Below are 6,654 nucleotides of genomic sequence, written 5' to 3'. Positions count from 1 at the left end.
GCGATGGGCGCCATGGTGGTGGGCGGCCGCCCGGTGAAGCCTGACGCCGTCGACCTCCGCTGGGTCTCCGCCATCCTCTACAAGAACCAGACCGTAGAGGAAACAGGCGTGGCCGCCGGCGTCCTGGACCACCCGGCCAACGGCGTCCACTGGCTGGCCAACAAAATCGCCGCGCACGGCGACAGCCTCAAGGCCGGCGACATCATCCTCGCCGGCTCCTTCACCCGGCCCCTCTGGGTCTACAAGGGCGACACCGTCCACGCCGACTACGGACCGCTGGGAGCCGTGACATGCCGCTTCGAATAGAAGACACCTTCCGGGACGCACTGGCCTCCGCGGACCGGTCCTTGGCGGGGATGTGGGTGTGCTCCGGCAGCCCGCTGGTGGCCGAGCTGTGCGCCGGGGCCGGCCTCGACTGGCTGCTGATCGACGCCGAACACAGCCCCAACGGGCTCGAATCCGTCCTCGCCCAGCTCCAAGCCGTCCACGGCTACCCGGTCCAGGTACTGGTCCGGCCGCCGGTCAACGACACCGTGCTGATCAAGCAGTACCTGGACCTCGGCGTGCAGAACCTCCTGGTGCCCATGGTGAACTCCGCCGCAGAGGCCGAAGCCGCTGTGGCCGCCACCCGCTACCCGCCGCACGGCGTCCGCGGCGTGGGCTCGGCCCTCGCCCGGGCCTCGCGCTGGAACCGCATCCCGGACTACCTCGCCCGCGCCTCGGAAACCGTCAGCCTCACCGTCCAGATCGAATCCGAAGCAGCCGTCACTGCCGTGGAGAACATCCTCGCGGTCGACGGCGTGGACGCCATCTTCCTGGGGCCCTCCGACCTCGCGGCGTCCATGGGCATGCTGGGACAACAGGAACACCCCAAAGTGCGCGCCGCCGTCGAACACTGCCTCGCCGCCGCCACAGCGGCCGGCAAACCCGCAGGCGTCAACGCCTTCAACAAGGACACCGCCCGCAGCTACCTCGCTGCCGGCGCCTCCTTTGTGCTGGTGGGCGCCGACGTCGCCATCCTGGCCCGCGGCTCAGAAGCCCTCGCCACAGCGTTTATCCCGGACCCGGCGGTTGAACCGGCCGAACCGCCCACCAGCTACTGACCCCTGTAAGGACACCCTCGATGACAGTTTCATCAGCACAGCACACTACCGTCTCCAACGAGCGTGAAGCCGCGCTCGTCGCTTCCGTCCCCACCGGCCTGCTGATCGGCGGCCAGTGGCGGGACGCGTCCGACGGCGGCACCTTCGACGTCCACGACCCCGCCACCGGCGAGGTACTCGCAACCCTCTCCTCCGCCACCAGCGAGGACGCCCTCGCCGCGCTGGGCGCCGCAGACAACGCCCAGGCTTCCTGGGCCCGGACGGCACCACGGGAGCGCGCCGAAATCCTCCGCCGCGCCTTCGACCTGGTCACCGAACGGGCCGAGGACTTCGCGCTGCTGATGACCCTGGAAATGGGCAAGCCGCTGGCCGAAGCCCGTGGAGAAGTCACGTACGGCGCTGAATTCCTGCGCTGGTTCTCCGAAGAAGCAGTCCGGGACTACGGCCGCTACCTCACCACCCCCGAGGGCAAGAACAAGATCCTCGTCCAGCACAAGCCGGTGGGCCCGTGCCTGCTGATCACGCCCTGGAACTTCCCGCTGGCGACGGCCACCCGCAAGGTCGCCCCGGCCGTCGCCGCAGGCTGCACCATGGTCCTCAAGCCCGCCAAGCTCACACCGCTCACCGCGCAGTACTTCGCGCAGACCATGCTCGACGCCGGCCTGCCCGCAGGGGTCCTGAACGTGGTCTCCTCCTCCAGCGCCTCCGGCATCTCCGGACCGCTCATGAAGGACTCACGGCTGCGGAAGGTCTCCTTCACCGGCTCCACCCCGGTGGGCAAACGACTCATCGCCGACGCTGCGCAGAACGTGCTGCGCACCTCCATGGAGCTCGGCGGCAACGCACCGTTCATCGTGTTCGAGGACGCCGACCTGGACAAGGCCGTCGAAGGCGCCATGGCAGCGAAGATGCGGAACATGGGCGAGGCCTGCACCGCGGCCAACCGCTTCCTGGTCCAGGAATCCGTGGCAGCCGAGTTCACGCAAAAGTTCGCCGCGGCCATGGGCGCCCTGGCCACCGGCCGCGGCACGGAGCCGGACGCCAAGGTTGGCCCGCTGATCGATGCCGGAGCCCGCGACGACGTGCACGCCCTGGTGACCGCCGCCGTCGACGCCGGCGCATCCGCGGTCACCGGCGGGACACCCCTGGATGGACCCGGCTACTTCTACCCGCCCACCGTGCTCGCCAACGTCCCGAACGACGCGGAAATCCTGCGCCAGGAAATCTTCGGCCCCGTTGCCCCGGTCACCACCTTCAGCACCGAGGCAGACGCCATCCGGCTCGCCAACGCCAGCGAATACGGCCTCGCATCCTACCTCTACAGCCGCGACTTCAACCGGCTCCTGCGCGTGGCCGAACAGATCGAGTTCGGCATGGTGGGCTTCAACGCCGGCGTCATCTCCAACGCCGCCGCCCCCTTCGGCGGCGTTAAGCAGTCCGGCCTCGGCCGTGAAGGCGGTTCGGAAGGCATCGCCGAATACACCACCACGCAGTACATCGGCATCGCCGACCCCTACACCGACTGACGGACGCGAATCTCGACAGGCCCAATCACCAACACGGCGACCCCGGCGGTTGGGCCTGTCGATACCCCCGATCCCGGAAGGCTCGGTCTGCGGTCCATTAGCCTCTTCAGGATAGGGTCCGTTCGCGGTAGCGTGCCTCCATGTCGGTCCTTTTGGAGGTCATCGCGGCTGTAGTCCAGGGCCTGGCCGAAGCTGTGGGCGAATTGTTCATACACCGCGCGGGTCAGGAAGAGGACGACGCCGCCGATCAGTAGCCGTACACGGGCCGAATGCGAAACTGTGTGCGGCCAGGGCAAGCCGCTGAAGTTCTCGCCACACAACCTACGACGCACGTCGCCACAGAGACAGTAAACAAGGCCTTACCGACCCATCGGCCGTTTGACCAAGGCAATTTCAATACACCGGAGAGCTACCGCAACGGCCTGCACCAAGCAGAGCATCCGAAACTACCGAACATCCGTCGACCAGCGATGCGGTCTCAGGCCCAACTTCGAGTACGGCTATTTAACAGTCGGGGACGTGGTTCGAAATCGAGCTCTATTCCTCCCCGCCTAGTTGCCCGTGGCCACCATCTGCGTTATGGAACACCCCCGCAGCACGCCAGCGTCCCCTTCATTGCCCAACATGAACAATCACTGCGCCTCACTCGCGAGAAATCTGCACGGGCCACGGACGTCCAACAGCGCCCCAACGACGGCGACTGACGCGCCAAGTGAGCAAAGCAGCCGGAAAGTCAGGCGCTTCAACTCCTCCCTGACGCCGCCAAGGGACCACCGTTCGTGCTGTTGGACCGTAGCTGTTCTACGTCACGGTAGGCGCCACGACCAACATGAAAATGAAGCTGCCTGCCAACGAATGAGCATGGCGTCCACCTCGCGACGCGTCTCTGTGATCTTGTCGTGGTTTACCACCCGTTCCCGAACGCAGCCAAGAAGACGACACCGCGGACATGTCAGGGCTGTGACCGCGGTCCATCGACCAGCGGTCACAGCCCGGATGTCCAAATTACCCACAGACTCCAAGAACCCCACGCGAGGGACGGGATCGCTCTTGAAGGCAGTAACCGGCCCTGGTTTTCGGAGGGTCTTGGCGGCCCGAGCGCATGCTTTCATGCCGCCCCGTCATACCATCCTGGTTCCTATTCCGAGGCTTCGGAGCTCCGTTACGATCGTGCCGGTTCGGGCTTCCGGGTCGGCAGCAGCGGCGCGAAGAACGCGGCGAGCTCCGCCGTCGCCGTCAGCGGCAGCACGTTCGCCACGTACTGGTCCGGGCGGACGACGACAACGGCCCCGCCGCGGGCGACGCCGCGCAGCTCGAAGATGTCTGCCGCCGGACCGGTGCCGTAGACGTTTTCCAGGTAGGTGAGCCTGAACGGGCCGACTTCCGGCGTGAACGCCGCCGGGACGGCGCTGATGTCGATGCCTGTGTGCTCCTGCTGGTAGATGACCTTCACGTCGAACCATGCGTCGCGGTCAAGGCCCGACGGCGTTGCGGCCAGCGGTGAGTCGGGCGCGTTCGCCAGCCACTCGGCCAGGTCGTTGGTCGGGGAAGCGGACCCCGCAACGGACGGATCCGCGAAGACGTAGATCCGCCAGCGGCCGTCCGCCTTCGCCTGGTGTCCGAGCTGCAACGGGTTTGTGTCGCAGACCCGCACCACGGGCGCGGACTTGAACCGCTTGCCGACGGTGAAGCCGGTGGCCAAGTCCTGGTGTGCCTGCTCTCCGATGAGCATGGACGGGGCGTACTGGGTCATGAAGCCTGCCGGGAATTCTGCGGTGCTGGTGTAGAAGTCCTCGAGCTCAGAGGGGCTCTCGAACTCCTCGGGCTTCTTCGCCATAAGTGTTGACCACTCCTTGTCGAAGTCGATCAGGTTCTTAGCGATGACCTGGCGCTCCGCCGAGTAGGTGGACAGCAGGCCCTCCGGGCTCCGGCCCTCCAGCACATGGCCGAGCTTCCAGCCCAGGTTGAAACCGTCCTGCATGGACACATTCATGCCCTGGCCGGCCTTGGCGCTGTGCGTGTGGCAGGCGTCGCCGGTGATGAACACCCGCGGCGTGCGGGTGCCGATTTCTTCGGGGAGGACGTCGTCGAACCGGTCGGTGAGGCGGTGGCCCACCTCGTACACGCTGTGCCAGGCGACGTTGCGCACATCGAGTGTGTAGGGGTGCAGTATGTCGTTCGCTTTGGCGATGATCTGTTCGATGGTGGTGTTGCGGACGGCGCCCTTGTCGCTGGGGTTCACTTCCCCCAGGTCAACGTACATGCGGAAGAGGTGGCCGCCTTCGCGGGGGATCAGCAGGATGCTGCCGCCCTCGCCGGACTGGATGGCACACTTCAAACGGATGTCGGGGAAGTCCGTGGTGGCGAGGACGTCCATCACACCCCAGGCATGGTTGGCCTGGTCGCCGGCCAGCGTGCAGCCGATGGACTCCCGCACTTTGCTCCGCGCGCCGTCCGCACCAACGACGTACTTGGCCCGGACCACGCGCTCCTGCCCTTCAAGCGGGCCGGCAGTGTGCAGGAGCGTCACGGTGACGGGGTACTTCCCCTCGCCGACCTCGAGGCTCCGGAACTCATAGCCGTAGTCCGGCGCCATGCGGGTGGGCGAGTTGGCCATGAACTCGGCGAAGTAGTCCAGCACGCGGGCCTGGTTGACGATGAGGTGCGGGAATTCGCTGATGCCCGCCGGGTCGTCGACGGCGCGGGCTGCGCGGACGATGCGGGAATGGTCCGCGGGGTCCGGCTTCCAGAACGCCATCTCGGTGATGCGGTAGGCCTCTGCGATGATCCGCTCGGCGAAGCCGAAGGCCTGGAAAGTTTCGACGCTGCGGGCCTGGATGCCGTCAGCCTGGCCGATGGCGAGCCGCCCTCCGCGCCGCTCCACGATCCGGGTGGTGACACCCGGGAACTGCGAGAGCTGCGCGGCGGTGAGCATGCCGGCAGGGCCGGTGCCCACGATGAGCACGTCCACTTCATCGGGAAGCTGTGTGGGCCGGTCAATGCCGACGCCGGCGGCCGGCTGGACCCTCGGGTCACCGGATACGTAACCGTGGTGGTGGAAATGCACGGGGTTCCTCACTTCGTTGTAGGGCTCACTGCCGCAATAATCGGTGTTCTATAATAGAATTTGATGTTCTATTATAGAACCAATAGTCTGACAGTAAGAGCAGCAGGGGGAAAATGCAAATATTTCGTGACTCCAGCCACAGTTAGGCGCATTGAGTCATGAGAAGGACGGAGCGAAAGACCACATGGCAAACGCAGCAGCTTCAGGCCAAAAGACGGCCGCGGCACATTCCCAGACGCTCTCGCGCGGCATCAGAATGCTTGAAATCCTTAGCGAGGCGACGAAGGCCCTTAGCATTGGCGAGGTCTCAGACCGGCTGGGGTGCACCGGTCTGTCGCCTATAGAATATTGCGCACCCTCGAGGACCACGGACTCATCGCCAGGGACCCGGCGGGAGGACTGGTCCTCGGAACCGGCTTGGCTACGCTTGCCCGCGCCGTTGCCCGCGACCTGCAGACGGCGGCACTGCCGGAATTGACGTCCATCGCCAACGAGCTCCGGATGACCGCTTTCCTTGTCGTCCTCGACCGCGGGGACTGCACGACTCTGACCAGTGTTGAACCACGACACAGTGGTTCGGCCGTTGTACAGCGCCCTGGCACACGCCACCCCATTGACGCCGGGGCGCCAGGGCTGGCGCTCCAAGCGATCTTGGACGATTCCCAGTGGGAGGCAATTTCCCCACAGCGCCCCCGTCGGCCCGAAATGGCTTCGGTGCGGGAGCAGGGATTCGCCGTCACCCACCACGAAGTCCTGCCGGGCGTGACCGGAGTGGCCGCCCCACTGAGCCTAGGGCAGGGACTGCAGCCGGCGGCCATCGCCGTGGTTTACGTTGGCGATGAGCGTCCCGCGGATCGGGTCGGGACGTCACTGGTGGAGGCCGCTCGGCGGATCAGCGAGCAGTTCGACTGAATCGAAACGAGGTAACGCCTCGACGTTCCACACGCCGTCGGCATCC

General features: G+C 66.1%; 4 protein-coding genes and 1 pseudogene. 4 read left to right on the top strand and 1 reads right to left on the bottom strand.

Going from position 1 to position 6,654, the window contains the following annotated elements; all coding sequences use genetic code 11:
* The 3 genes and pseudogenes from AB0N24_RS25870 to AB0N24_RS25860 all read left to right on the top strand — a co-directional run.
* Positions 1-306: pseudogene (locus AB0N24_RS25870) on the top strand (2-oxo-hepta-3-ene-1,7-dioate hydratase); the annotation flags it as partial.
* Complete coding sequence (locus tag AB0N24_RS25865) at positions 291-1,103, top strand: HpcH/HpaI aldolase/citrate lyase family protein (RefSeq protein ID WP_364131002.1); 813 nt, start codon at positions 291-293, stop codon at positions 1,101-1,103. The pseudogene AB0N24_RS25870 and the gene AB0N24_RS25865, both read left to right, overlap by 16 nt.
* A 20-nt stretch (positions 1,104-1,123) precedes the next feature.
* Positions 1,124-2,629, top strand: coding sequence for an NAD-dependent succinate-semialdehyde dehydrogenase (locus AB0N24_RS25860; protein WP_364131000.1), 1,506 nt, complete (start codon positions 1,124-1,126; stop codon positions 2,627-2,629).
* 1,162 nt (positions 2,630-3,791) lie between these two features.
* On the opposite strand, the gene AB0N24_RS25855 is transcribed toward AB0N24_RS25860, so the two are convergent.
* The gene (locus AB0N24_RS25855; RefSeq protein ID WP_364130998.1) at positions 3,792-5,696 is read right to left on the bottom strand and encodes an FAD-binding monooxygenase; all 1,905 of its coding nucleotides are present in this window, start codon (positions 5,694-5,696) and stop codon (positions 3,792-3,794) included.
* 348 nt (positions 5,697-6,044) lie between these two features.
* On the opposite strand from AB0N24_RS25855, the gene AB0N24_RS25850 reads away from it, so the two are divergent.
* Positions 6,045-6,608, top strand: a complete 564-nt coding sequence (locus AB0N24_RS25850; RefSeq protein WP_364130995.1) for an ArsR family transcriptional regulator — start codon at positions 6,045-6,047, stop codon at positions 6,606-6,608.
* The last annotated feature ends 46 nt before the right edge of the window (positions 6,609-6,654 follow it).

The organism is Arthrobacter sp. NPDC093128, assembly GCF_040683875.1.
Lineage (GTDB): Bacteria > Actinomycetota > Actinomycetes > Actinomycetales > Micrococcaceae > Arthrobacter.
The sequence above is the reverse complement of the archived record's forward strand: the minus strand, read 5'-3'. Positions and strand labels throughout refer to the sequence as shown.

What these genes read in the sequence shown, in the direction of transcription:
- AB0N24_RS25865 (WP_364131002.1), top strand. Translation starts at nt 291, where the DNA reads ATGCCGCTTCGAATAGAAGACACCTTCCGGGACGCACTGGCCTCCGCG.
- AB0N24_RS25860 (WP_364131000.1), top strand. Translation starts at nt 1,124, where the DNA reads ATGACAGTTTCATCAGCACAGCACACTACCGTCTCCAACGAGCGTGAA.